General features: G+C 73.2%; 20 protein-coding genes. 11 read left to right on the top strand and 9 right to left on the bottom strand.

The window, feature by feature from the left end; genetic code table 11:
- The first annotated feature begins 72 nt into the window (after positions 1–72).
- Both nadE and AC6H2I_RS14385 read left to right on the top strand, forming a co-directional pair.
- Entirely contained in the window at positions 73–1,578 is a 1,506-nt protein-coding gene (gene nadE, locus AC6H2I_RS14390; protein ID WP_497501345.1) for an NAD(+) synthase, read from the top strand.
- A gap of 156 nt (positions 1,579–1,734) precedes the next feature.
- On the top strand, positions 1,735–3,786 hold the full coding sequence (locus tag AC6H2I_RS14385) for a SpoIIE family protein phosphatase (protein ID WP_497501344.1): 2,052 nt from the start codon (positions 1,735–1,737) through the stop codon (positions 3,784–3,786).
- 15 nt (positions 3,787–3,801) lie between these two features.
- Here AC6H2I_RS14385 and AC6H2I_RS14380 read toward each other — a convergent pair whose 3' ends face one another.
- Complete coding sequence (locus AC6H2I_RS14380) at positions 3,802–4,824, bottom strand: transporter substrate-binding domain-containing protein (protein ID WP_497501343.1); 1,023 nt, start codon at positions 4,822–4,824, stop codon at positions 3,802–3,804.
- 170 nt (positions 4,825–4,994) lie between these two features.
- Between AC6H2I_RS14380 and AC6H2I_RS14375 the strand changes: the two genes are divergently transcribed.
- A complete protein-coding gene (locus tag AC6H2I_RS14375) occupies positions 4,995–5,714 on the top strand; it encodes a response regulator transcription factor (RefSeq protein WP_497501342.1) in 720 nt (239 codons plus the stop codon).
- Positions 5,715–5,749: 35 nt separating this feature from the next.
- Here the strand turns inward: AC6H2I_RS14375 and AC6H2I_RS14370 are convergent, their stop codons facing one another.
- The 4 genes from AC6H2I_RS14370 to AC6H2I_RS14355 all read right to left on the bottom strand — a co-directional run bounded on the left by AC6H2I_RS14370 (position 5,750) and on the right by AC6H2I_RS14355 (position 9,675).
- Positions 5,750–6,793, bottom strand: coding sequence for a sensor histidine kinase (locus AC6H2I_RS14370; RefSeq protein ID WP_497501341.1), 1,044 nt, complete (start codon positions 6,791–6,793; stop codon positions 5,750–5,752).
- Entirely contained in the window at positions 6,790–7,200 is a 411-nt protein-coding gene (locus AC6H2I_RS14365; RefSeq protein WP_497501340.1) for a DUF1987 domain-containing protein, read from the bottom strand. The genes AC6H2I_RS14370 and AC6H2I_RS14365 overlap by 4 nt, the downstream gene beginning before the upstream one ends.
- A gap of 7 nt (positions 7,201–7,207) precedes the next feature.
- Positions 7,208–7,762 (bottom strand): SiaB family protein kinase, encoded by a 555-nt coding sequence (locus tag AC6H2I_RS14360; RefSeq protein ID WP_497501339.1) that lies wholly within the window; start codon positions 7,760–7,762, stop codon positions 7,208–7,210.
- Positions 7,763–7,938: 176 nt separating this feature from the next.
- Positions 7,939–9,675 (bottom strand): ATP-binding response regulator, encoded by a 1,737-nt coding sequence (locus AC6H2I_RS14355; RefSeq protein WP_497501338.1) that lies wholly within the window; start codon positions 9,673–9,675, stop codon positions 7,939–7,941.
- A gap of 381 nt (positions 9,676–10,056) precedes the next feature.
- Here AC6H2I_RS14355 and AC6H2I_RS14350 point away from each other — a divergent pair, with 381 nt between their 5' ends.
- Together AC6H2I_RS14350 and AC6H2I_RS14345 are read left to right on the top strand one after the other, a co-directional pair.
- Complete coding sequence (locus AC6H2I_RS14350; RefSeq protein WP_497501337.1) at positions 10,057–10,617, top strand: hypothetical protein; 561 nt, start codon at positions 10,057–10,059, stop codon at positions 10,615–10,617.
- Entirely contained in the window at positions 10,614–11,261 is a 648-nt protein-coding gene (locus tag AC6H2I_RS14345) for a hypothetical protein (RefSeq protein WP_497501336.1), read from the top strand. The genes AC6H2I_RS14350 and AC6H2I_RS14345 overlap by 4 nt, the downstream gene beginning before the upstream one ends.
- A 19-nt stretch (positions 11,262–11,280) precedes the next feature.
- On the opposite strand, the gene AC6H2I_RS14340 is transcribed toward AC6H2I_RS14345, so the two are convergent.
- Together AC6H2I_RS14340 and AC6H2I_RS14335 are read right to left on the bottom strand one after the other, a co-directional pair.
- On the bottom strand, positions 11,281–11,538 hold the full coding sequence (locus AC6H2I_RS14340) for a DUF1289 domain-containing protein (RefSeq protein ID WP_497501335.1): 258 nt from the start codon (positions 11,536–11,538) through the stop codon (positions 11,281–11,283).
- Between the two features lie 46 nt (positions 11,539–11,584).
- The gene (locus AC6H2I_RS14335) at positions 11,585–12,811 is read right to left on the bottom strand and encodes a DUF2325 domain-containing protein (RefSeq protein WP_497501334.1); all 1,227 of its coding nucleotides are present in this window, start codon (positions 12,809–12,811) and stop codon (positions 11,585–11,587) included.
- Between the two features lie 164 nt (positions 12,812–12,975).
- Between AC6H2I_RS14335 and AC6H2I_RS14330 the strand changes: the two genes are divergently transcribed.
- Together AC6H2I_RS14330 and AC6H2I_RS14325 are read left to right on the top strand one after the other, a co-directional pair.
- Positions 12,976–15,552 carry a S8 family serine peptidase gene (locus tag AC6H2I_RS14330; protein ID WP_497501333.1) on the top strand — a complete coding sequence of 859 codons (2,577 nt, stop codon included), beginning with the start codon at positions 12,976–12,978 and terminating at the stop codon, positions 15,550–15,552.
- 59 nt (positions 15,553–15,611) lie between these two features.
- A complete protein-coding gene (locus AC6H2I_RS14325; RefSeq protein WP_497501332.1) occupies positions 15,612–17,288 on the top strand; it encodes a S10 family peptidase in 1,677 nt (558 codons plus the stop codon).
- Between the two features lie 87 nt (positions 17,289–17,375).
- On the opposite strand, the gene AC6H2I_RS14320 is transcribed toward AC6H2I_RS14325, so the two are convergent.
- Positions 17,376–19,244 (bottom strand): flagellin N-terminal helical domain-containing protein, encoded by a 1,869-nt coding sequence (locus tag AC6H2I_RS14320; protein ID WP_497501331.1) that lies wholly within the window; start codon positions 19,242–19,244, stop codon positions 17,376–17,378.
- Positions 19,245–19,619: 375 nt separating this feature from the next.
- Between AC6H2I_RS14320 and AC6H2I_RS14315 the strand changes: the two genes are divergently transcribed.
- Together AC6H2I_RS14315 and AC6H2I_RS14310 are read left to right on the top strand one after the other, a co-directional pair.
- On the top strand, positions 19,620–20,087 hold the full coding sequence (locus tag AC6H2I_RS14315) for a RidA family protein (RefSeq protein ID WP_497501330.1): 468 nt from the start codon (positions 19,620–19,622) through the stop codon (positions 20,085–20,087).
- Positions 20,088–20,181: 94 nt separating this feature from the next.
- Positions 20,182–21,336 carry a GNAT family N-acetyltransferase gene (locus AC6H2I_RS14310; protein ID WP_497501329.1) on the top strand — a complete coding sequence of 385 codons (1,155 nt, stop codon included), beginning with the start codon at positions 20,182–20,184 and terminating at the stop codon, positions 21,334–21,336.
- Between the two features lie 9 nt (positions 21,337–21,345).
- On the opposite strand, the gene AC6H2I_RS14305 is transcribed toward AC6H2I_RS14310, so the two are convergent.
- The gene (locus tag AC6H2I_RS14305; protein ID WP_497501328.1) at positions 21,346–22,479 is read right to left on the bottom strand and encodes a CaiB/BaiF CoA transferase family protein; all 1,134 of its coding nucleotides are present in this window, start codon (positions 22,477–22,479) and stop codon (positions 21,346–21,348) included.
- Positions 22,480–22,599: 120 nt separating this feature from the next.
- Here AC6H2I_RS14305 and AC6H2I_RS14300 point away from each other — a divergent pair, with 120 nt between their 5' ends.
- Positions 22,600–22,887, top strand: coding sequence for a hypothetical protein (locus AC6H2I_RS14300; RefSeq protein WP_497501327.1), 288 nt, complete (start codon positions 22,600–22,602; stop codon positions 22,885–22,887).
- Positions 22,888–23,106: 219 nt separating this feature from the next.
- On the top strand, positions 23,107–24,087 hold the full coding sequence (locus AC6H2I_RS14295; protein ID WP_497501326.1) for a TRAP transporter substrate-binding protein: 981 nt from the start codon (positions 23,107–23,109) through the stop codon (positions 24,085–24,087).
- The last annotated feature ends 18 nt before the right edge of the window (positions 24,088–24,105 follow it).

The following is a 24,105-nucleotide window of genomic DNA, read 5'->3' as shown; positions in this document are numbered from 1 at the left end:
CTTTTTCGGGGCCGTGCCGTTTTCAAGCCGCGGCCGTTGATCGGTGGGACGACCACGACGGGGCCGGCGGCCATGACGCTTCGCGACAGCATCCTCGACCTCAGCCGTCAGAACCGGATCGCGCCGCTGTCGCCGTGGCTGGCCCGGCGGTTCGAGGCGCAGATCGCCGACGGGCTGTTCTTGAGCGACGCCGCCCTCGCGGCGGTCGGCGCCCGGCTCGTCCAGGACATGACGGACTACCGCCACCAGGCGGGGGTGGGCACCGCGGTGCTCGGCATGTCCGGCGGCGTCGACAGCGCGCTGACCGCGGCCCTGCTGCGGCGGGCGGGCTGGCGGGTGATCGGATTCACCCTGCCGATCGAGCAGGAGCCGGAGGAGACGGCGCGTGGCGCGGAGGCGTGCCGGGCGCTGGAGGTCGAGCACCACCACCTCGACCTGTCGACCCAGTACCGCCGCCTCGTCGTCGAACTCGGCCACCTCGATCCCGACCTCGCGGATTCGATCGGCACGCCCCTGCGCATCCGCCGCGGCAACCTGCGGGCCCGTCTGCGCATGCTCACCCTCTACGACCAGGCCCACCGCTACGGCGGGCTGGTGGCCAGCACCGACAACGTCTCCGAGCTGGCCGCCGGCTTCTGGACCCTGCACGGCGACGTCGGCGACCTCGCCCCGCTGCAGTCGCTGCTGAAATCGTGGGAGGTTCCGTGGCTCGCCCGTGCCTACGGGGTGCCGGAACGCACCTGGCGGGCGACCCCCACCGACGGGCTGGGCATCAGCACGGGCGACGAGGCGCAGCTCGGCGCGTCCTACCTGGAGTGGGACATCATGGTGTTCGCCATCATGGCCGCGGCGTTCGCCCACCCCGCGGCGACCGCCGCCGACCTGGCAGCGCGGCTGGACCTCGCACGCGACGATCGCGCCGCACGGGTGTTCGACAACGTCATCAAGCGGCTGGGCCGGACCTGGTTCAAGCGGGTCAACCCGATCCGCCTGGGCCACCCCGCGGCCGACCGCTTCGCCCGCCTGGAGGGGCTGGACGCCCGCCTGTTCCAGCCCGCCGTGCTGCGCCCGGCCGACTCGTACTTCCGGATGCCGGCCGACGTCGAGGCGCTGGCCGGGGCGCTCGTGGCGGCCTGCCGGGGCACCGGTGACCGGGTGGTGACGGCGGAATCCTGCACCGCCGGTCTGCTCGCCTCGGCCCTCGCCGCCGCCCCGGCGAGCTCCGAGGTGGTGAGCGGCGCGTTCGTCACCTACCGGGCGGAGATGAAAAGCGACGCGCTCGGCGTGCCGGCCGCGGTGATCCGCGACCACACCCCCTACCATCCCGAGGTGGCGCGCCGCATGGCCGCCGGGGCGCTGGAGCGGACGCCGGGCGCCACCCTGGCCCTGGCGGTCACCGGCGTGGGCGGGCCGGAGCCCCAGTGCGGCCGGCCGGCCGGCCTCGTCTACATCGCCGCCGCCCGCCGCGGCGCCGAGCCGGCGGTGGAGGAACACCGGTTCGAGGGTGGTCCGAAGGCCGTCCTGGCGGCGACCTTGCGGGCGGCCCTCGCGCTCGGGCACGCCGCCGTCCAGCGCTGAGTCCCTCCGCCCCGTCCCTCCGCCCCGTCCCTCCGCCCCGTCCCCATCCGCCGGCGCCGGCCCGTGGCAATCCCGGGCGCCGCGCAATTGGGCGTGGCTGCCCGGTGCGCCGCCGGTGTATGACGGGGCAGGCGGTTCGGCACCGGGGAGGGAAACGTGGCGGGGGTTCGCCTGGGTGTGGCGCACCGGCTGATCGCCGGTCTTGGCGTGCTGGCCCTGCTGACGGTGTTGGCGGTGGGCGTGGCGGTGTACGGGGCGGTGGAGTTCCGCCGCGGCTTCGACCACATCGCGCTCACCCGCCTCGGCCACCTCGTGTCCTTCGCCAAGCTGGCCCAGCAGAGCCAGATCGTCGCCGCCAGCGCGCCGCGCCTGGTGGCCTCGACCGATGGCTTCGAGCTGGACCGCCAGGTCAACCACACCCGCGACCTCTTCCTCCTCCTCGACGCCGCGTTCACCGAGCTGGAGGCGTCCGGGGCCTCCCCGGCGGCGGTGGAGGCCCTGGCCGGCTACCGGCCCTCGATGGAAGAGGCCTTGCAGCGCCTCGCCGACCTGGTGGCCGAGCGGCACGCCGCGGAGCGCGCCCTGCACGACGGGGTCGGCGCGCTGGAGGCCACCGCCGAGGACCTGCGCAAGGTGGCGGCGCGGGTCAGCGAGGTGCTGACCAGCCAGACCGATCCCGACGGGCTGTCGCGCGCCATGGCCCAGCTCGACGCCCTGCGCCTGGTCACCGACAGCCTCAACCGCGCCATCGACGGGATGCTGCCGCTGAGCGTCGTGACCGTTCCCACCGTCCTGTCGGGCGTCGAGCGGCGCACGGCGGTCCTCCTGGACCAGGCCCGCACGGCGCTGGGCGAGCTCTCGCCGGCGCTGGGCCACAGCCTGGCCGGGGTGGTCGACGGCGTGGCCGCGCAGACCCGGGGGGAGGGCAGCGTGTTCGCCCTGCGCCGCCGCCAGCTGGCGATCGCCGCGCGCACCCAGGGGCTGCTCGCCCGCAACAACGTCGTCGCCGGCCAGTTCGTGTCCACCGTGTCGCGGCTGTTCGGCGAGCTCCAGGGCGCGATCGCCGAGGAGCGCCGGGCCTTCGGTGTCTTCGTGGCGGCCGCCCACAACGGGCTGCTCGCCATCGGCGCCGTGGCGATCCTCGCCGCCCTGCTGGTGGTCCTCTACGTGCGCGGCCATCTGCTGGCCCGCCTGCTGGACCTGCAGCAGTGCATGGCGGCCAACGCCCGCGGCGAGCCGGTCCCGGTGCCGGTCGAGGGGCAGGACGAGATCGCCGAGATGGGCCAGGCCTTCCGGCACTTCGTCAACGCCGTCGCCTCGCGCGAGGCGGCGCTGGCGGCCAAGTCCCAGGCGCTGGAGCAGGCCATGGCCTCGGTCGCCGAGGGCACGCGCTACGCCCGGCGCATCCAGCTCTCGCTGCTGCCCCGCCCCGACGCCCATGGCGGCCTGCTCGACGACATCGCGGTGGTCTGGCAGCCCCTCGACGTGGTGGGCGGCGACTGCTACTGGATCGGCCGGGTGGACGGGCTGTGCGTGGTGGCGCTGATGGACTGCACCGGGCATGGCGTGCCGGGGGCGGTCATGACGGCCATCGCCACCTCGGCGCTGACCCGCATCCTCCAGGACGACCAGCCCCTCGACCCCGCCGACATGCTGACCCGGATGGACGCCATGGTGCGCGCCGCCCTGCGCCAGGACACGGCGGCCGGAGCCCCGCCGTCCGACGACGCCCAGTCGTCCGACGACGGCCTGGACGCGGCCATCTGCGTCATCGACCCGGCGGCCGGCACCCTCTCCTTCGCCGGGGCCAACCTGCCGCTGCTCTACCAGGTCGACGGCCAGCTGCACACCATCCGCGGCACCCGCGCCAGCCTCGGCTACCGCCGCGACCGCCGCGCCGGGGTGCGGTTCCGCCGCCACGATCTGGCGCTGCGGGCCGGCTTGCGCTTTTACCTGTTCACCGACGGGGTGATCGACCACGTGGGCGGGGCCAAGCGCATGCTGTTCGGCCGCCGCCGCTTCCAGGAGGTGCTCGAGGGGGCCGCCGATCTGCCGGTCGACCGGGTGGCCGAGCGGGTGCTGGCCGCCCTCGACGCCTACCGTGGCGCCGAGCCGCGACGCGACGACATGACCTTCATCGCGGCGGTGCCCCAGGGCGCCGGCGTCGCCCCGGCGCAGACCGCACCGGACCTGGCCGGGGCGCACTAGCCCGGGGCGGGCGCGTCAGCGCACCGGCGGCGCCCACAGCAGCCCGCCGTCGCTCCACAGCGCGTTGCGGCCGCGCGGCAGGTTCAACGGGGACTCCTTGCCCAGGTTGCGGTCGAAGATCTCCCCGTAGTTGCCGGACGCCGTGATCGCCCGGAAGGCCCAGCCGTCATCCAGGCCCAGCGGCTCCCCCACCCCCGGCGTGCCGCCCAGGAGGTGGCGGGCCGCAGCGCTTCCTTCGGCGCGCCGGGTGGCGGCGTTGGCGGCGGTGATGCCCAGCTCCTCGGCCTCCAGCAGGGCGAAGATCGCCCAGCGGACGGCGCTGGCCCAGCGTGGGTCGCCGGCGCGGACCACCGCCGACAGCGGCTCCTTGCTGATGATGTCCGGCAGCAGGGTGAACTCGCCGGGGTCGGCGGCGAGCGAGCGCATGACCGAGGCGAGGATGGTGAAGTCGGTGCTGGTGGCGTCGCAGCGTCCGGCGGCCAGGGCGGCGAAGGCGGCCTCGATGGTCAGGAACCCGGTGATCTGCAGGTTCAGTCCATGGGCGGCGTCGTAGGCCCGCAGGTTCTCGATGGAGGTGGAGCCGCCCTCCACGCAGACCGAGGCGCCGCTCAGGTCGGCGACCGACCGGAAACCCCGCTTGCGATGGACGAGAAAGGCCTGTCCGTCGAACATGTAGGGGGCGGTGAACGTCAGCCCCAGCGCGGCCTCGCGCGAGAGCGTCCAGGTCGTCGCCTCGACCAGGACATCGAGAGAGGGGGAGCGGATGGCGTCGAACCGGTTGCTGGTGCCGACCAGGATGAAGTCCACGGTCTCCGCGTCACCGGTCACCGCGGCGGCGATCGCCCGGCAGATGTCGGGATAGAAGCCGACGAATCGGCCCTCCAGATCCTGGGAGGTGAGGGATTCGCCGATCGGCGTCACCCCGCAGCGCAGGAGTCCCTGCTCGCGCACCGTATCCAATGTCGAGGCCCCGGCCGCCGCCCCCGCCGCCATCACCATCTGTGCGAGGGCCAACCCCGCTGCCACGCCCGCCGCCATGAGGCGTCCCGATGCTGTCCGCTGCGCCATTGCGTTCCCCAATCCTCCGCGTGTGCTGTCGGCGCCCAGTGTACCCCCGGCCCAACCGCCTTGCATAAGCAAACATACAGAGATATTAATCATGTAGGTGAAGTGACGGGACCCCGCCAACAACCGATGCGTGTCAGCCGATGCCAGCTCCCGTGATTGCCGTCGTCGAAGACGAAGCACCGTTGCGCCGTGACCTCGTGGAATACCTGCGGGGGTGCGGATTCGATGGAGTCGGTGCGAAGAACGGCCGCGAACTGACCGACGTACTGGCCAGCCGTCAGGTCCGAATTGTTCTGCTCGACATCAATCTGCCCGGCGAGGACGGATTCAAGATCGCCGCGCGCCTGCGCGACGATCCGTCGGTCGGGATCATCATGGTGACCGCGCGCGGGTCGACCATCGACCGCGTCGTGGGGTTGGAGATCGGCGCCGACGCCTACCTCGTCAAACCGCTGGAGATGCGCGAGGTGGAGGCGCAGGTGAAGTCGCTGCTGCGCCGCCTCGACGCCCTCGACGCCGCGGCCCCGGCGCCGGCCGAGACGGCCGCGGGGGACGAGGGGCGATGGACGCTCGACGCGACGGACTGGGCGCTCACCAGCCCCGGCGGGGTCGCCATTCCGCTCACCAGCACCGAGATGAAGCTGATGAGCCTGCTGGCCGAGCAGGCGCGCGAGCCGGCGACCCGCGACCAGATCTCGATGGCGGTGCACAACCGGCGCTGGAACCCCGAAGACCGCTCCATCGATACCGTGGTCGGCCGCCTGCGGCACAAGATGGAGGCGGCGCTGGGCGAAACGACGCCGCTCAAGTCGGTGCACGGCGTGGGCTACGTGTTCTCGGCGCCGGTGCGCGTGGCGTGAGGCCGCGCCCGGCGGTGGCCGGGCGGCGGTCCGGATCAGGCGTCGCCGGGCGACGCCTGGGGCGCGCGGCAGGGGAAGCGCAGGGTGAAGGTGGTGCCGCGGCCGGGCGCGCTGGCCACGCCGATGGTGCCGCCCAGCGGGCCGGACACCAGGTTGTGGACGATGTGGAGGCCCAGACCGCTGCCACCGCTGCCCCGGCGGGTCGTGTAGAACGGCTCGAACAGGTGTGGCAGCGCGTCCGGGGCCACGCCGGCGCCGTCGTCGGCGAACACCAGCTCCACCGTGCCGTCGTCGCCGTCGGGGGCGGTGATCCGGACCGTCATGGTGCCGGGGCGGCCGTCGGCGAAGGCGTGCTGGAGCGCGTTCATCACCAGGTTGGTGAGGATCTGCGACACCACGCCGGGGTACCCGTCGACCTCCAGGTCGGCCGGGCATTCCACCACGATGGTGTGATGGTTCTGGCGCAACTCCGGCTGAAGGCTCAGCACCACCTCGCGGACATAGGCGCCCAGCCGCACCGTCCGCCGTTCGGAACTGGCGCGATCGACGGCGACCTGCTTGAAGCTGGTGATCAGGGTCGCCGCCCGCTCGCAGTTGGCCAGCACCAGCGCGGTGGTGTCCCTGGCGGTGGCGAGGTAGCGCTTGAAGTCGGCGCGCTGCAGCGAGCCGTCGTCGACCTTCGCCGTCAGCCGGGTGGTGGCGTCGGCGAGGTGGGAGGCGCAGGACACCGCGATGCCCACGGGGGTGTTGATCTCGTGCGCCACGCCGGCGACCAGCGCCCCCAGCGAGGCCAGCCGCTCGGCGCGCACGATCATGTCCTGCGCCTCGCGCAGGTGGGTCAGCGCGGTCTCCGCCTCGACCCGGCGGCCTTCGAGCTCCTCGTTGGCGGTGGCGAGCTGGGCTTGCAGGCGGTCGCTGACGCGGACCAGCCGGCGCTGGTCGCGGTAGGAGCGCTTGAACGCGTCGATCAGCGCCTCCAGGTCGCCGCTGCACTCCGGGGCGACCGCCGCCAGCCGGGACCTGAGCTGCTCGGCGCGGTTGATGACCTGTTCCTCGGCGTCGAACAGGTTGAAGGTCATGGCGCCCCGCGGGTCTCCTGGGCCTCGGCCTGCCGTTCCAGGACCGTGAAGGTGACGTGCTCGAGATCCTCCGAGAAGTCCTCGGCGAACTCGCGCATGGTGTCGTCCTCCTCGTCACAGCGCCACAGCACCGTGACGGAGCGGCCCGCCGCCGCCGCCTCCTCGAGCGCCTGGAACATGTTCATCAGGGCCTTGGCGCTGGAGCTGTTGAAATAGAGCAGTTCCACCTCGAAGCGGACCGGGACCGACGACCCGGCGAGCCACCCGCGCAGCGCGGCCAGAACCGGGCCGAAGAAGGACGCGGAATCGTCGGGGTAGGACTCCCCGCTCAGGCGCAGATCGCCGCCGGTGAAATCGAAATCGACCCGCGGCGTCCGCCGCGTGGCCTCGATGGTCAAGGATTCCATTGCGCTCTCAGATACGGACTTTCAGACAGAAGAAGCTGCGTTCGTCGTCCACGGCGGTGAAGTCGTACTCGATCGGCTCGCTGGCACGGCGGACGATCTCGATCAGGCCGATGGTGGCGCCCCGGCTGCCCTCATCGGGGGCTTCGCGCAACTGCTCGCGGTAGTGGGCCTTGATGGCCGCCTTGTCGAGGGTGCCGAGAAAGTCCAGCCGCTTCTTCAGGGCCGGCACGTCGCTGTTGCGCAGCGTGTTGCCGCAGACGATGAAGAACGTCTTGTCCTCCATCCCGATCGTCGCCATGCCCGCGCTCAGTTCGATGCCGCCGCGGTCGGCGCCGGCGCCGATCTTCTCCGCGGAATAGCGGATGATGTTCTGCATCTGCTCGACGAAGACCGAGAAGACGCGGCGCACCGTCGGGGCGTCGGCCTCCTCCAGCGTCATCTTCTCGCGCAGGGCCTCGCCCAGCGAATAGAGGATTCCTTCGGAGAGATACCCGCTGAAGGAGAAGATGATGCCCTTGGCATCCAACTCCCGTTTGAAGGCGGCGTACTCCTGTGCCAGCATGGTCGGCGGTCCGCTTGAGCTCCGTGGAGCCGCTCCGGCGCTCGGCGCGCCCTGGCCCGTCTCCATTCCGTGGGCGACTATGTCACCGTTTCCCGGCGCGCGCCACGGCGAAGGCCCCGGGATGCCGGCGGGCGTGGCGGCGGGCGTGGTGGCGGCGGCGGTTGTCGGACGTCCGTTCATGGGGCCGCCGCGGCCGGCAGGACCACCCGGAAGGTGGTGCCGGCGCCCTCTGCGCTGGTCACGGCGACGGTGCCTCCGTGCAGCTCCACGATCTGCTGCACCGTGTGCAGGCCGATGCCCGTCCCGGTCACCCCCGTGGTGTTGCTGCCGCGGAAGAAGCGGGCGAAGACGTGGGCCTGTTCGGGTGCGGGGATGCCGCAGCCGTGGTCGCGGACCTCGACGATCACCGCGCCCCGCGCGCGCCGCGCCGAAACCTCCACCCTCGGGTCGTTGGAGGAGTATTTGACCGCGTTCCCCAGCAGGTTGGCCAGGGCCAGTTCCAGCAGGTGGGCGTCGGCGTCGACGGGCAGCGGCGACGGGCCGAGGTGGAGGGCGAAGGCGTGGTCGGGATGGGCGATGCGCAGGTGGCCGACCATCGTGCGCAGGGTGTCGTCCACCCCGACGGTGCGGCGGTCGAGGGTCAGCGAGCCGGACATCAGGCGCTCGTCGGTCAGGTAGGTTTCGATGATGCCGGTCAGCCGGTGGACGCTGGTGCGCACCACCGTCAGACGGTCGAGCATGTCGGGGGCCGCGTCGCGCGCGCGCAGGGTCAGCATCTGGGCGGCGCTGTCGATCACCGCCAGCGGGGTGCGGAACTCGTGCGACACCATGGCGACGAATTGGCGTTGCTGCTGGCGCGCCTCCATCTCGCGGGCCAGCGCGGTCTCCGCGCGGTCCTTGGCGGCGGCGAGCGCGGTCCGGCTGGCGGCGAGCTCGGCGGTGCGCGCCTCCACCCGCGATTCCAGCGTGCGGTTGAGCGTCAGGAGGTCGTCGTAGAGGCAGGCATGGTCGATGCCCAGGGCGATCCGCTCGCAGAACAGCGTCAGCAGCCGGTGCTCGTCGTCGCCGTAGGGCTCGGGGCGTTCCATGAGGAAGACCGTGGTGCCGTGCGCCATCGTGCGGAACACCAGGACGCAGCGCTCATCCCCGTAGACGCTCTGCCCGGTGGCGAAACCGGCGGCGACGGCGGCGGCGCTCGCGGCGTCGAGTCCGCCGTCGACGGACCGCCCCACCGTGGCGGCGAAGCGGCCCGAGCCGGCGACCGCGGTGCATCCGTCCGCCGCCTCCCGGCAGGCCACGACGGCGCCGCCGGCGTGGTGCACCACCCGCGGCAGCCGCGCCACCATGCCTTGCACGAGTCCGTCCAGGGAGCGCGATGCCAGCAGCAGCTCCGATGCGTCGAGGATGCTCTGCAGGCCCTGGCGGTTGCGCTCGACGGCCAGCAGGTCCCGCCAGGACCGCAGCGCACCGACCAGCGAGGTGAACAGCTTCTGCGCGGTCAGCTCGCTCTTGGCCTTGTAGTCGTTGATGTCGTACGCGACCACGACCTCGCGTTCCGGGGCCTCGCCCGGCTGTCCGGTGCGCAGGATGATGCGGACGCTGCGGTTCCCCATGTCGTGGCGGATGCGGCGGACCAGGCGCAGGCCGGCGTCGTTGGTCTCCATCACCACGTCCAGCAGCATGACCGGAATGTCCGGCCGGGCCGCCAGGATGGCCGCGGCCTCGCCCGCGGAATAGGCGCTCACCACCTCGAAGGGGCGCGCCTCGAACTCGAAGTCGCGCAGCAGCACCCCGGTCATGGCGTGGACCTGGGGGTCGTCGTCCGCCACCAGCACGGTCCACGGCGCGGGCCGCGGGCCGGCCGGGCTGTCGTCCTCCTCTTCGCTGGCGAACAGGGGGTCGTCGAGCACCATGCCGGGCGGTCCTTCTTCGATCGGGAGAACCGAGAGAACCACCGGCGGCGTCCGACCGTCAAACGTCGATTTATGACAAACCGCGTCGGCGGCGCGGGGGTGTCGCAATGTCGGGGTGTTTGCCACAGAACGAGTCCGGGCGTGCCGGTCCGTGGCGGGTTCTTGCCAAAGATGTCTGCCGCGGTGCGGCAAAACCGCGTAGACTCCGGTGCCGAGGCCGGGGCACGTGCGCCCGGGCCGTCCATGGCGGGTGTGACAAGAGGGACGGCGCGAGGGGCGATGCACGCATTTCGGGGCAGCAACGGCGCAGGCGGACGGGGGGCGGCGCGCCCTGCCCGCGGCGCTGCCGGGGGCCGCCGCGTGCGCGGTGGCGGCTGAGCGGTGGCGATGCTTCCGCTGGAGATGTTCGCCATCGGGCTGGCGGTGATCAGCGCGGGCGCGCTCGGGCTGGCGCTGGTGCTCGGCGCGGCGCGCGGCGCCGCGATGACCCGCCGGCGCCGCGCCCTGCACCAGGTGGTCGAGGCCCGCAACGACGAGATCGGCGTGATGGAGCGCCGGATCAGCGCCGCGGAACGGCTGATCCAGGGACGGCAGGGCGATTGCGGGGAACTGGAGACCCGCCGCATGCGGGCCGAGGCGGCGGTGCGCGGCGTCGCCGCCGAGAAGGTGGAACTGGTGCACGAGCTCGGCGTCCCCCAGCCCGGCTGCACCCTGTTCCGTTGCGAGCTGAACGGCGGCGATGTGGCCCGCGCCGAGGCCCGCCGGGTCGTCTTCGCCCGCGCCATCTGGGAGCGCCGCAACGTGGCCCTGGTCTGGGCGCCCACCGCCGACAGCGCCGCGGCGACGGCACGGCGGGTCTTCCCCGAGGGCAGTGGGGTGCGGGTGGGGACGGTGGCATCCGCCGCCGACGGTGGCGCAGGCGACGGTGCCGCCGCCCGATGACGGCTCTTCTGGTCTACGCGTCCGTCCTGCTGCTGGGAATCGCGGTGATCGTGAACCGGCGCGGCGAGCGTCGGCTCGCCGCGTTGCGCCGCGAGATGGCCCAGGATCAGCGCGTCCTGCGCAGCCTCGACCGGCGGCTGGCCGATGGCCGCCGCCGCGCCGCCGCCGCCGAGGAGGGGGTGCGGGCCGCCGAGGCCCGGGTGGCGGAGGCGCAACGGGCGCTCGAGGTGGCCGAGCGCCGCCTCGCCGACGCCCGGCGCTTGCCCGTCGAGCGGTACTGGGTGTTCGACCGGCAGGAGGCCAGGGGCGGGCGGATCTGGATGGTGCGGGTCACCCAGTCCGCGGTCGACCCGCTCACCCGCGAGAGCCGCCCCGGCGCGATCTGGCGCGCCCCGCGCACCTGGTTGGTGGCCGCCAACAGCCGCAAGGACGCGACGGACCGCGCCGGCCTGCGCTACGCCCGCAGCGCCGGGTACGAGGTCGAAGAGGCGGCGCCGTGCCCGATGTTTCCCGCGGCCGAGGATGGCGAACGGCCGCCGCGGCCGGTCGGCGCGACACCGCGCCAGCCGGCCACCCAGCGGGCGGCGCGGGAGGCCCGGGCGGGCGACGACGGCGGCGCCCCGGCCCGGGGCGGCGCCGTCTGATCGGCGCCGCGCCCGGGCCTCAGCGCCCGACGCGGGCGAGCCGCGGGCCGGGCTCCGCCAGCCCCGCGCGCTTGCCACGCAGCTTCAGCAGCTTGGCCTCGAGCTTGGCGATCTTGCGGTCGAGCGTGCAGCGGCGGTTGATCGCCGCCTTGGTGTCGTCGTCCAGCCGCTTCCAGCCGCGCACCTCGGCGCGGCTGCGGCGGCAGCCGCGGCACACGGTGGCGGCGTCGAACTTGCACAGGCCGGTGCAAGGGTTTCCCGTGTCGTGCTTGGCCATGGAATCCGGAGTGGCGGTGGCGGTGGCGGGCATCGGCCCCGGCCCGCTACGACAGCGGCCGGTCCTCGCCCAAGGAACCTAGGGCACCAAGGGCCCGGGCAAAGGTCGAGGCGCCGGCGCTGCGCAGCGGCAGGAAGGGCTTCTGCAGTCGCCGGCAGATCCCCTTGACGCGCAGGCAGGCGTCGTGGCTGACGCAGTCGATGGGACAGACCACGACGTCGGCCCGTTCCACCAGCCCTTCCAGGCAGCGCGACGCCTGTTCGATGCCGCCGTCGTGGTGCAGCAGGCAGCCGTTGCGCGACTCCACGGCGGCGCGCAGGTGCGGCATCAGGGCGGGGCGGCCGCCGACATAGAGGATGGCCCGCCCGTCCAGGTTCGCCGGAGACGGGGGCCGGGGGTCGCCGGCCGCGGCGGGCGTCCCGCCCGGCCGCCGCGGCAGGGAGTCCAGCAGGCCGCGCAGGCGATCCGCCTCGGCCTCGGCGTGGCGGGCGCGGGCGCGCTCGGCGGCGACCCGGCGGCGCAGCGCCTCGGCCTGGCGTTCGGCGCGGCCGGCGCGTCGCGGCGCCGGACCCGAGGTCGACCCGGGCGCCCCGGCCACCGCCCCGGTCGCCCCGGCGGGTGTCAAGGCGGTCGTCGGCGCGGTCCGCACCGCGGCGGTGCGCCGGCGCTCCGCCAGCGCCGCCTCGAGCTGGTGGATGCGCTCGTCCTTCTCCGCCAGCTTCTCGGCGGCGGCCCGTTCGCCGCGGACCAGCCGCGCCTCCAGATCGGTGCAGCGGCGCTCCGCCTCCTGGACCGTGCGCAGCCGCTGGCGCGTCTCCCCGCCCATCAGGTGCGACATCATGTGGACGTCGCCGTAGGCGCGCTGGCGGACCTCTTCGGCGACGTTGGCCAGGGTCATCACCGCCCACAGGGCGCCGGCCACGTTGCCGGCGGCCACCGCCTCCTCCCAGCGGGCGAGCCAGCCGGCCTCGGTGGTCTCGCGGGCGAATCGGCGCACCGCACCGCCGTGCTTCTCGTCGAGCAGCTTCTGCATCAGCTTCGCCGCCGGGCCGGCCTCGCCGGCGGCCTGCACGAAATGGCGGTGGACGTCGTAGGAGCGGGCGTCGGGGGCGACCCGCAGGTCGAGCCGGCGGCTCAGCTTCACCGTGTCGTCGTGGCTGAAGCAGGTGCCGACGATGGTGCAATGGAAGCACTGGGGGATGAGCCAGAGTGGCAGCCTGTCGCGCCGGGCGATCAAGGCCTTCTTGGCGGATTTCGCGCAGCGGTCGCACATGTCCAGCCTCCCTCCCATACGCTCGGTGTTCCCGATCCTCACACACCGATAATGCAAATCATTCTCATACGCAAGAGGCTTCGGTGACGGGAGGATGCCGGCAATTGACAACGTTTGATTGCTGGTTGTGTCATCGTGTCCAGGCAACAACCCGAGTGTCGCATATGCCCCACCTTCCGACCGACCCCCTGTTCGCCGCCCAGTGGCACCTTCTCAACACCGGGCAGCTCGGCGCCGACGGGGAGCGGTACGACATCGACGTCGTGTCGGTGTGGCCCGAGTACACCGGGCGCGGCGTGCTGGTGGCGATCCAGGACAGCGGCGTCGACGCCACCCATCCCGACCTGGTCGCCAACCTGCGCGCCGACCTGTCGTGGAACGTCCTGGCGCCGAGCCGCGACGTGGCGCCGGCGGAGGACGCCCACGGCACCGCGGTGGCCGGCCTGGTGTCGGCGGCGGAGAACGGGGTGGGCGGGGTCGGCGTGGCGTACGACTCCGGCTTCTTCATGCTGGCGGACGTCGCCGTGCGCACGCCGGACGCCGGATTGCAGGCGGTGGAGCGCTACGCGGCGGGGGCCGCCCGGGTGCTGGAGGGGGACGCCGACGTCTACAACAACAGCTGGGGGCCGATGTTCTCGGCCTACGACCAGGCGGCGGTGCAGGGCCAGTGGTGGGACATCGGCCGCACGCTCGCCGCGCAGGGCCGCGACGGTCTCGGCACGATCAGCGTGTTCGCCGGGGGCAACGACCGCGGGGCGACGGCGGAGACCACCTTCAACACCAACTACGACGGGTCCAACGGATCGCCCTGGACGGTCCAGGTCGCCGCCGCCGGGGACACCGGGCGCGTCGCCGACTACAGCACGCCGGGTGCCAGCCTGCTGGTGGCCGGGCCCACCGGGGCGGCGCAGGGAACGGTGGTGACCGCCGACATCACCGGCCGCGGCGGATACGCCCCCGGCGACTACGCCGACGATTTCGGCGGCACCTCGGCGGCCGCCCCGATCGTCTCCGGGGTGGTGGCCCTGGTTCTGGAGGCCAACCCGGCGCTGGGGTACCGCGACGTCCAGGAGATCCTGGCGTCCTCGGCGCGCTGGATCGACAGCGCCTCGACGGCGCGCTGGGCGACCAACGGGGCCGCGGACTGGAACGGCGGCGGCCACCTGGTGAGCCACGACTACGGCTTCGGCGGCGTCGACGCCCACGCCGCCGTGCGCCTGGCCGAGACCTGGACGCGCCAGTCGACGGCGGCCAACCTCGATCAGGTCGGCGGCGCGGTCCAGCAGGGGAGCGGGACGCTCGCCGCGGGCGGGACGCTGCAGGCCACCGCGGTGTTCGCGCAGCCGCTCCGGGTCGAGCAGGTGCAGGTGCACGTGACGCTGCGCGACACCGACCTGCACGGCCTGACCATAACCCTGGTGTCCCCCGACGGCACCGCGAGCGTCCTGTCCGACCGCACGCCGGCGGTGAACGTGGCCGGCGATCCGCTGCCGGACGGCAGCCTCGCCAGCCTCGACTGGACCTTCAACAGCACCCGCCACTGGGGCGAGGACGCGGCCGGAACCTGGACGCTGCGGATCGACAGCGCCGATGGCGCCGCCACCGCCGTCCTCGACCAGTGGTCGATCAACGCCATGGGCGGCCCGGGCGGGGAGGACGACACCCACGTCTACACCGACGACTACGCCCGTCTCGCCGCCGCCGACCCGGCCCGCGCCACCCTGGTCGACGCGCACGGCATCAACACGTTGAACGCCGCCGCGGTGAGCACCGATTCGGTGATCGACCTCTCGGGCGGGGTTGGCTCCCTGGGGGGCACCGACTTCGCGGTCGGGGCGGGCAGCGCCATCGCCACGGTCTACGCCGGCGACGGCGCCGACCGTCTCATCGGGTCCGCCGCCGCCGACGGCTTCAACGGCGGGCGCGGGGCCGACGCGCTGGTCGGCAACGCCGGGGCGGACGTGCTGTCGGGCTGGCAGGGTGCCGACGCGCTCTACGGCAACACCGGGGGCGACCTGCTCTATGGCAACACGGACGCCGACACGCTGTTCGGCGGGCAGGACGCCGACACCCTGTTCGGCGGCCAGGGCGACGACGTGGTCTTCGGCGGGCTCGGCGACGATCGCCTGTTCGGCAACTGGGGGGACGACGCGCTGGACGGCGGCGGCGGCGCCGACACGCTGGACGGCGGCATGGGGGTGGACACGCTGCGCGGCGGCGGCGGCGCCGACCGGCTCGACGGCGCGTTCAACGACGACGCCCTGCTGGGCCAGGAGGCCGACGACACGCTGATCGGCGGGTCCGGGTGGGACCTTCTGCACGGCGGCCAGGGCGACGATGCGCTCGACGGCGGGTACAACGGCGACGTGCTCTACGGCGGCCTCGGCGCCGACACGCTGGACGGCGGCGGCGGCAACGACGCGCTCTACGGCGGGAGCGGGGACGGGGTCGACGGCGCCGACGTCTTCGTGTTCGGGCACGCCAGCGGCGTCGACCGGGTGTTCGAGTTCGACGCCGGGGTCGACCGCCTGCTGATCGCCGCGAGCGTCAACGGGACCGGGCTGGCCGACGTCGCCGGCCTGCTGGCCGGCCGGGTGGGCACCAGCGAGGGCGGCTTCGCGCTGATCGACCTCGGCAGCAGCGCGGTCCCCGGCCTGCTTGGCCTGGTGGCGCCCAACACCATCGAACTGGTCGGGGTGCGGCCGGACCAGCTGACGGCCGCCAGCATCGTCCTGGCCTGACGGGGGTACTCCGGTCGACCGCGCCGGCCGGCGACGCACCGGGTTGCCGGGGGCGGGAAATGGTCCACAATGGCCGCCCCCCCCCCGGCCCCCCCCCCCCGCCCCCCCCCGCCCCCCCCCCGGGAGGCCCCAGGCCGCCCCCCCCGCCCCGCCGCTCGCCCGCCGCAGCGGCGGCGGCGCTGGCCCTTGGCCTGGCGCTCGGCCTGGCGCCGGCCGCCACGCTGGCCGCCGCGACCGCTGAACCGGCCACCGGCGACGCGCGCCCGGACCCGGCCGGAGGCCCGGACCCGGCCGGCCCGCGCACGGGCGGCGCGGCGGCGGCGTTCGACCCGCAGCGGGCGCTCACCCGCCACACCCTGTCGCTGCCCGGCGGCGACCTCGCCTACACGGCGGTGGCCGAGTTCCTGCCGCTGCGGGCCGACGGCACGGACGACCCGGCGGCGCGGGTGTTCACCACCACCTACACCCTGGAGGGGCCGGGCGGTGCCGAGGGCGGGGCCGGCGGGCGGCCCGTGGCGTTCGTCTTCAACGGCGGCCCCGGCGCCGCCTCCGCCTATCTGCACATGGGGGCGCTGGGGCCGCGGATGGTGCGGTTCGAGGCCGACGGGCGGTTGACCCGGCCGCCGGCGCCGGTGGTCGACAACCCCGACACCTGGCTGCGCTTCACCGACCTCGTGTTCATCGACCCCGTCGGCACCGGCTTCAGCCGCGCCAGCGGCGACGAGGACGGCGCCGCCCGGCGTTTCTGGAACGTCGACGCCGACGCCGAGAGCCTGGCCGAGGTGGTGCGCCTGTGGCTCGCCCGCAACGGCCGCTGGGGCTCGCCCAAGTTCCTGGTGGGCGAGAGCTACGGCGGCTTCCGCATCGCCCGCATGGCCGGCGAGCTGTTCGAGGGGCCGGGGATCGCCGTCAACGGGCTGATCATGGTCTCCCCGGTGGTCGATTTCGGCACCATCGGCGACGACGCGTCCGACCTGCTGGGGTGGGCGCTGCGACTGCCCTCGTTCGCCGCCAGCGCCGCCGCCCTGGGCAAGGTCGCGGGCGACCCCGCCGCCGCCGCCCAGCGGGCCGAACCCTTCGCGCTGGGCGACTACGTGGCCGGCCTGGCCGGCCTGGACCTGGCCCGGCCGGAGCGGGCCCAGGCGCTGTTCGACGCGGTCGCGGCGGTGACCGGGCTGGCCCCGGAGCTGGTGGCGCGGCGCCGGGCGATGATCCCGATCGGCCTGTTCGCCCGCGAGATCGTGCGCGACCGCGGCCGGATCGCCAGCATCTACGACGGCACCTTCCTCGGCCCCGACCCCGACCCGGCGTCGCCCCGGATCGCCGACGACCCCTTCCTGACCGGCACCCTGCCGGTCTACGCCACCGCCTTCGCCGGCTACGTCCAGGACGAACTGGCGTTCCGCACCGACACCCCGTTCCGGCTGCTGAGCCGCGCCGTGTCGCGGGGCTGGGAGTGGCCGCGCAACGACGCGCCGAGCGCCCTGGAGCAGCTGCAGAGCGTGCTGGCGCTGACGCCGGGGCTGCGGGTGATGATGGCGCACGGCCTGACCGACCTGGTGACGCCCTACATGGCCTCGCGCTGGGTGGCGGCGCGGCTGGAACTGCCGCCGGAGGAGCGCGACCGGGTGACGGTGCCGGTCTATCCCGGCGGCCACATGATGTACACGCGGGCGGAGAGCCGTGAACGGCTGGCGGCGGACGCCCGCGCGCTGGTCGAGGCGGCCACCCGGTAGCGGCCCGCCCCGGCGACGCGAAATGGGCGCCCCCGCGAGGAGGCGCCCGATTCGGTCGGTGCGGTGAGGCGGCGGCGCCGCCGCGGCCTAGAAGAGCCGCAGGATCGACTGCTGCGACTGGTTGGCCAGCGACAGGGCGATGGTGCCGAGCTGCTGCCGGGTCTGCAACATCAGGAGGCTGGCGCCCTCCTCGTTCTGGTCGGCCAGGGTCAGCTTGTTGGCGCCTTCCACCAGCACGTCGCTGAACTCCTTGGTGAAGCTCTCGCGGGTCGTGACGATGTTCAGGTTCGTGGACAGCGTCTGCGAGGCCGAGCGCAGGTGGTCCTTGGCGTAGTCGATGCTCTCCACCGCCTTGTCGATGTCAGAGCGGTCCTGCCACTGGTTCTGCGCGTAGTCGAGGCGGAGGCCCTGGCCGGTGGTGGTCAGGTTCTGGCTGAGCACGGTGATCGAGTTGGTGTTGCGCTCGTTCAGCTGCACCGTCAGGTCGTTCGACGAGTTGGCGTCGGTGACCTGGATCGTCGTCAGGTTGGCGGCGCAGTTGGCCGAGGCCGCCTGCTGGATGGTCTTCTGGTCGACGTTCAGGCGCACCGTGCCGGTGTCGAAGGCGAAGGAGTTCTCACCGTCGGAGAGCTTGCCGTCGCCGCGGGCGGCCGTGCCGTCGCGGGTGATCTGCTGGCCCGACAGGCTGGTCGCGGTGATCTGGATGTCGACGCTCTTCTCGATGGTCGACACGCCGTTGCCGCTGTTGGCCGCCTGCTCCAGCAGCTTGCGGTCGACGGTGAACGACACCACCGTGCCCGACGCGAAGCTCTCGGAGATCTTCTTGGTCAGGGCGTTCTCGGCCTTGGCGCTGACCGTCACCTCGCGGGCCGTGTTGGTGGCCGTGGCGCCGGTCAGGGTCAGGGTGTCGCCGGTCGCCGCCGCGCTCGCCAGGTCGAAGCTGGTGCCCGACAGGCGGCCGCCGTTGGTGAGCGCGGTGGAGATCGAGTTGCTGAGGTGGGCGGCCACGTTGGAGGTCGCGGTCTGGCCCACCGCCACGTCGGCGGCGGTCGCGGTGTAGGAGAAGGTCTGGCCTTCCACCGTCACCGAGAAGATGTCGCCTTCCTCGATGGTGCCGCTGATCTTGACCGCGGTGACCTGCGGGGTGGCCGAGGCCGCCGTGGTGGTGGTGTTGGCGGCGATCGCCTGGGTGTTGTCGAAGTAGGTGATGGTGCGCGATTCGTTGCCGTCGCCGACGATGAAGGAGCGCTCGCGGCCGTTGGCGCCACGCACCTCGATCGACACGTCGGAGAAGTTGCCGAGCGTGCTGCTCTGGGCTCCCGACAGCTTCAGGCCGGTCAGGCCGTGCGCCAGCTCCGCCTCGTTGATGTCGCCGGCATCGCCCTCGATCGAGCCGTCGCCCTTGACGCGGATCGAGTAGGTGTCGGTGGCCACGACGTTGGTGACGCGGGCGTTTTCCAGGCCGCTGATGGTGTTGACCGCGGTGCGCGAGGCGCTCGTGGTGTCGAGGCGCATGCCGTCGCCGGCCAGCAGGTTCTTGCCCTGGTAGCCGCTGTCCTCGGCCAGCTTGTCGATCTGGCCCTTCAACGAGTTGAACTGCTCCGACAGCGCCTTGCGGGTGGCGATGGAGCCGGCGTCGTTGCCCAGCGCGGAGTAGGCGGCGGTGGTCAGACCGCGGGCCTGCTCGATCAGACTTTCGATCGCCGTGATGCCCTTGTCGGCCGCCTTGATGGTGCTGATCGCCTGGCCCATCGAGTCCTTCAGCGACGACAGGTCGCCCGCGCGCTGGGTCAGGCCCTTGGCGGCGAAGAACGCGGTCGGGCCGTCGAGGGCCGAGTTGATCTTGTTGCCCGTGGCGAGGATGTTCTGCTTCTGGGCGATCTTGACTTCCGTGCTCTGCAGCTGGAGCAGGTTGGCGCGCATCGAGGCGGTGAGGGCGACGTCGTTGATGGCCATGGCTCATGTCTCCTTCTGAGGCCGGCCTCGCGGCCGGGTGAGGGGGGCCGAGCGAGGCAACGTGTTTGTTCGTCGCCTAGGGATACTCAAGGGCCGTGCCAGTCCGTTCCGGAGCGGGTGGCATCGGTGTGATGCCCTTCGGAATCAGCGGGTTAGGGAAAACCGTCGTGGTCCAGCGCGGGCGCGGGGGCGAACCGGTCCGGCCAAAAGATTCCGAGTGGTTCGGGAAAACTTTGCCGGGCCGGGCCGGGGGTTGCCGGGGGGCCGGCGAAATTTTCCCGTGCCCGGACGGGCGTTGGCCCCTTTGCCGGGGGGCGTCCACCGGCTATCGTCCCCGCCACAAGGCCCGACATCACTTCAGGAAGGACCGAGACCATGGCCGGACGCATCGACGCGCGCCTGCGCGACCTGGGAATCGAGTTGCCGCAGGCGGCCGCGCCGGTCGCCGCCTACGTGCCCTACAGCGTCTCCGGGACCACGCTCTACGTTTCGGGCCAGGTCACCGTGTGGAACGGCGAGAAGCGGTTCCTCGGCAAGGTCGGGGCAGGGCTGTCGCTGGACGAGGGCCGGCAGGCGGCGCGGCTGTGCGCGCTCAACGTCCTGGCGCAGGCGCGCGCCGCGTGCGGCGGCGACCTCGACCGCATCGCGCGCTGCCTGAAGCTGGGCGGCTTCGTCAACTGCGGGCCGGACTTCGTCGACCATCCCACGGTGATCAACGGTGCGTCGGAACTGATGCTGGAGGTGTTCGGCGACGCCGGCAAGCACGCCCGCTTCGCCGTCGGCGCGGCGTCGCTGCCGCTGGGCGTCGCCGTGGAGGTCGAGGCGATCTTCGAGCTGGCCTGAGGCGTGGCGGCCCTTGCCGCACCGCACCGTGGCGCCCACGTCCTTGCCTGCGATCCGCATGGATGATCGCGGAGCGGGGAATGGGGCGGCGCGGATGGACGGGCGGGACAGCATCACGGTCAACCTCCTGGGCGGGATCGCCGCGGCGGACCCGGCGCAATGGGACGCCTGCGCCGGGCCGGACAACCCCTTCCTGCGCCACGCCTTCCTGGCCGCGCTGGAGGACTCGCGCTCGGCGGTCACCGGCACCGGGTGGCAGCCGGTCCACCTCGCGGCGCTCGACGCCGAGGGCCGGATCGCCGGGGCCGCGCCGATGTACGCGAAGTCCCACTCCCAGGGCGAATACGTGTTCGACCACGCCTGGGCCAACGCCTTCGAACGGGCGGGCGGGCAGTACTATCCCAAGCTCCAGGTGGCGGTGCCCTTCACCCCGGTTCCGGGCCGGCGCCTGCTGCTGCGCCCCGACGCCGGCCCGGAGGTGGCGGCGGCGCTGATCGCGGCGATGCGCCAGGTGGCGGAGACCAACGAGCTGTCCTCGGTGCACGTCACCTTTCCCACCGAGGACGACTGGCAGCGCCTGGGGAACGCCGGCTGGCTGCAGCGGCTGGGCGTCCAGTACCATTGGCACAACCAGGGCTACGCCACCTTCGAGGACTTCCTCGGCGCGCTCAACGCCCGCAAGCGCAAGGCGATCCGCAAGGAGCGCCGCACCGTGGCGGACAGCACGGTGCGCCTGCACACCCTGACCGGCGACGACCTGAAGGCCGAGCACTGGGACGCCTTCCATCGCTTCTACATGGAAACCGCCGACCGCAAATGGGGCGGCGGCTATCTCACCCGGGCCTTCTTCGACCGCCTGGGGGAGACCATGGGCGACGCCGTGGTCCTCATCCTGTGCGAGGACGACGGGGAATGGGTGGCGGGCGCGCTGAACCTGCTGGGCTCCGACACCCTCTACGGCCGCAACTGGGGCTCCGACGGCCGCTACCGCTTCCTTCATTTCGAGGCGTGCTACTACCGCGCCATCGACTTTGCCATCGAGCGCGGGCTGGCCCGAGTCGAGGCCGGCGCGCAGGGCGAGCACAAGATCCAGCGCGGCTACGTTCCGGTGCCGACCTATTCCGCGCATTGGCTGCGCAACCCCGGCCTGCGCGCCGCGGTCGCCGACTACCTCCAGCGCGAGCGGACCGCGGTGATGGCGGAGATCGAGCTGCTGGGCCAGGAGTCGCCCTACCGCCGGGAGGAGTGACGCCGCCGGTCAGCGCCAACGCATCAGCACGGTGTCGGCGTCGCTCTCCACCAGCGGCGTCCGCTCCGGCGGCGGGCCGCCGTCGGCGCGGAGGCCCAGCAGGGTCTCCACCAGCGGCTCCGCGCCGCCGTGGCGGCGCACCTGGCCGCGCGCCGTGACGTGGGGGTGGTCGGCCACGGCGGCCGCGTCGGGCATCGCCTCGAAGCAGCAGTCCACCGGGTCCAGCAGCGCCTGCCAGGCGGCCAGGGGGCGGGTGGCGAACAGGGCAGCCAGTTCGGCCGTCAGGCCGTCCTGGGGCAGCGGCTCGTCCTGCCGGGCGATCCAGTCCGGCCGCTCCACGGCGCGGCAGAAACCCTCCCAGAACTTGGCCTCCAGCGCCGCCAGGGTGACGAACCGGCCATCGGCGGTGCGGTAGACGCCGTAGCAGGCGGCGCCGCCCGACAGCAGGCCGGTGCCGCGCCCGGGCAGGGCGCCGCGCGCCGCCGCGGTGAGCGTCATCCCCTGCCAGCCCAGCACCGTTTCCATGATCGACAGGTCGAGATGGACGCCGCCGCCCCGTCCGCGCCCGCCGTGGGCCCCGCGGTCCCGGCCGAACAGGGCGGCGACCACCGCCAGCGCCGCGTGCTGGGCGCTGGCGAAATCGGCGACGGGGGGATGGGCGAAGGCCGGCCGCTCCGCCGTCCCGGACTCGGCGAGCCCGCCGCCCACCGCCATGTAGTTGAGGTCGTGGCCGGCGCGCAGGGCGTAGGGGCCGTCCCGGCCCCACCCCGACAGGCCGGCGTGGACCAGGCCGGGGTTCAGCGCGCGCAGCCGGTCGTGGCCGAGCCCGAGACGGTCGAGCACCCCCGGCCGGAAGCCCTCCACCAGCGCATCGGCCGCGGCGACCAGGGCCTCGAAGGCCGCGCGGCCGTCCGCGCTCTTCAGGTCGACCCGCACGACCGTCTTCCCGGCGTTCAGCAGCTTGTAGGCGGCGGTGGTGCCGTCGGCGTCTCGCGGGCCGAGGCGGCGCATCGGATCGCCCCCCGGGGCCTCCACCTTCACCACCTCGGCGCCGAGGTCGGCCAGCATCTGGGTGGCGAACGGGCCGGGCACGTACTGGCCGAGGTCGATGACGCGGACGCCGGCGAGGAAAGCGAGGGGCATGGGGCGGGACTCCGTGCCAGGGGGTGAGTTTCGGGGCGGCCGTGACGGGGGCCGGTGGCGGCTGTTGCCACCCTACACCGCCCGGTCCCCCCGGCGGCAATCAGCGTTCGAGGAGGTCAGATGACCATCACCAGCCCTTTCAACAGCCGCCGCGCCGGTCCGTCGCTGGCGATCGGCCTCGCGGGGGCCGCCATCGGCGCGGCCGCCGCCCTGTGGTGGAGCCGGTCGCGGGGCCACCGCCACGCCCCGGCCTTTCGCGACGGCATCCCCGCAGGGCCGGAGGCGTGCGCCGGGCAGATCCGCCCGGCCGGGCCGGGCGCCATGCGCGACGCCGACCGCCGCCCCTGGGAGACGGTGGACGAGGCGTCCGACGAGTCCTTTCCCGCCAGCGACCCGCCCGCCTACTGACCGCCACGCCGCGGGGCGGGCCGGTGGCCCCTCCCGCGGCGCCGGAATAATCGTCAGTAATATGATTGACAGCCTTCCGAGCAATTTGTTAGGTGATGCCACGGGCGCCCGGTGAAGTGTCCGACCGTCGCAGGCCAGACCAAACAGCGGGCGCCCGCGGGCGCACAAGAAAAACGCCCGACAAAAGTAGGGATATCACCACAGGGCCGGGAGACAACCATGACGTTCCTCACGCGCGTTTTGGCCGTCGGTGCCGTTCTGGCGCCCTTGACGGTGGCCGCCGGGGCCAATGCCGAAGAACTGAAGATGGGGCTGATCACCCCGCCGCAGCACGTCTGGACCAGGGCGGCGCAGCATTTCGCCGACGCCCTCAAGGAGAAGTCGGGCGGCGCGCTGACGGTGGCCATCTTCCCCGGCGGCCAGCTCGGCAACGAGCCGGAGATGTTCCAGCAGATGCAGACGGGACTGCTGGACATGGGGATCATGACGGCGTCCATCACCAGTCTGCGCGAGCCCAGCATCACCGCCTGGTTCACCCCCTTCCTGTTCGACGACGTGGCCGCCGCCCAGGCCGCCACGGCGACCCCGGCGGCCCAGGAGATGCTGGCCAACCTGCAGCGGGTCGGCCTGGAGGGGCTGGGCTACACCTTCGCCGGCATGCGCCACATCCTGATGCGCCAGGCGCCGGCCACCGCGGTGGCCGACCTGGAGGGCAGGAAGATCCGCATCGTGCCGTTCCCGGCCATGAAGACGTGGTGGGAGGCGACCGGTGCCGTGCCCACGCCGGTGCACCTGCCGGAGATCTATCAGAGCCTGCAGAACGGCCTGCTGGACGGCGTCGACATCGACCTGGACGCCCTGGTCGGCTCCAAGTTCCAGGACGTCGCCAAGGGCCTCACCATCACCAACCACATGGCCTTCCCCGCGATCGCCGTCTACAGCTCGCCGCGCTGGCAGGCCCTGCCGGCGGACCAGCAGGCGCTGGTGCGCGAGACCATGGCGGAGACGCTGGCCTGGGCCAACACCGCCCAGCTCGAGGCGGAGACCAAGAACCTGGCCGGCCTCGAGGGCAGCCTGGAGGTGGTGACTCTGCCCGATGCCGAGGCCGGTTTCGCCAAGGCGAACGAGGCCTTCGCGGCCCAGTTCGGCGCCATGCCGCTGGTCCGGGCCTTCCAGGAGCAGGTCCGCGCCGCCCGCTGACGGGGCCGCGCCGACCGC

This window comes from Azospirillum sp. NS33 (assembly GCF_059703765.1).
Note: the sequence above shows the minus strand (reverse complement) of the source record. Positions and strands in the feature narration are given on the sequence as shown.